1 protein-coding gene is annotated in these 1,831 nt (G+C 31.6%); it reads right to left on the bottom strand.

Annotation, left to right across the window (positions count from 1 at the left end):
- On the bottom strand, positions 1-1,673 hold a 1,673-nt coding region (locus tag HMPREF3031_RS06000), incomplete at its 3' end, for an IS1182 family transposase (protein WP_070724706.1).
- Positions 1,674-1,831: the final 158 nt, after the last annotated feature.

Raw genomic sequence — 1,831 nt, 5'->3', positions numbered from 1 at the left:
GGGGTCGGGACATAAATGTTCTGACTTCTAATAAAAGCGACGATTTTCATTATTATTTCTGAAAATCGTCGCTTTTTTATGTTTATAGAGAAAATCGCAGCTCGAAGAGCTGCCAATTTCCTAACGTTGACAGCCATACACGCTATGCCAACTTCGGTTTCAACTTTCTCAATACCTCTGACAGACATTCGAGTGAAACCCAAATTAGCCTTCAGATTACCAAAAAAAGTTTCAACATCAATTTTTCTTTGTTTATAAATTGATGAAGTTTTTGGATCTGAAAGCTTTTCTCTAGTGAAGTGTTTATAAAATTCCCAAACCATATTTCTTCTGATTGTTTTCAAAGTATCTGGTCTGGCTTTAGGGTTCATGCATTCTTTTCTGAGCGGACATTCTATACAGTCATAACATTTATATTCTTTAAATTGACGTTGATATCCATATTTATCATTTCGGAATCTATAGCCAGAAAAGAATAATAGTTTATTGTTTGGACAAATATATCTGTCATCTTTTTCATCATAATTCCAATTAAGAGAGTTATAAGGGTTTGATTTATACTTTCTTTTTTGTTCTTTTAAAAACATGCCGTACGGCATTAAAGGCGTTCTATTAAATACATCTATGACTATTCCATAGTTACTTTCACTACCATAACCTGCATCACACACAACGTTTTCAGGTATGTCACCATTTAGTTCTTGCACTCTATATAAAAATCTTTCTAAAGTTCTTGTATCTGTTGGATTTTGGTAAACACCGAAGGCTAAGGCAAACTGGTTGTTGGTTCCTACTTGAATATTATATGCAGGCTTTAATTGACCATTCATCATATGATCGTCTTTCATTCTCATAAAAGTCGCATCATGATCAGTTTTTGAATAACTATTTCTATCTCCTAAAACTTTCTTTTGTTCTTCATACTTCATCTTTTTCTCTTTACAATCATTCACTGCTTTTTTGTATTTTTTCAATAATGTACGTTCTGAACGTATTAATTTTCTTTGCTTCGTATCATCGTTAGAATCAATTTTATCAGTTAGTTCCTCAATTTTATGACTTAAGCAATCTTCGATTGCCTCTAGTTCATGTGTCTGTATGTCTTCAGATGATTCTTCTTTTAAATTTGGCAAAATTTCTTTTACTAATAGCTCTTCGTATATTTCTTTTGATTTCTTTATATTAGATTGACTATAACGTTCTGTATTCTTTCTCCAAACAAACGTATACTTATTTGCATCAGCTTCAATTTTAGTACCATCGATGTAAATTGCATTCTCTTCTATATAATGATTTTCTACTAAAAAGGTTCTAAATACTACATAGCATTCTTTAATCAAAGCATTTGTTCGAGGATTAGAACGAAAACGATTAATCGTTTTATAGCTAGGGTTTTGTTCTTGTGCTAACCACATAAATCTAATACTATCTGTTAATGCAAATTCTATTTTCCGTCCGGAAAATATTGAATTACTATAGGCGTATAAGATGATTTTCAACATCATACGAGGATTGTAAGACGATGCACCTCTGTGATTTTGATATTCAGCAAAAGCATTTTCAGGCATTCTTTCTACAATCTCATTAACGATATTTGCAGTATCATTTTCTGTGAAAGTAAAATCAGTTATTAGTGGCAGTGAAAGTTGAGACATGTTATAATTTTTATACATAAAGTTCCTCCTATGATTGGGTTTGTGGTGAATCTCTAATTATAACTTGGGGGGCTTTATCTTTTTAAGTTATATAAATATTTTACATAAAAATCCGAGGAAAATCACTTAAGATTCTCCTCGGATTTTATTTTGGACTGTATTTATGTCCCAGCCCC

It is taken from the genome of Staphylococcus sp. HMSC072B07, from assembly GCF_001815505.1.
Taxonomy (GTDB): Bacteria; Bacillota; Bacilli; order Staphylococcales; family Staphylococcaceae; genus Staphylococcus; species Staphylococcus simulans.
The sequence above is the reverse complement of the archived record's forward strand: the minus strand, read 5'-3'. Positions and strand labels throughout refer to the sequence as shown.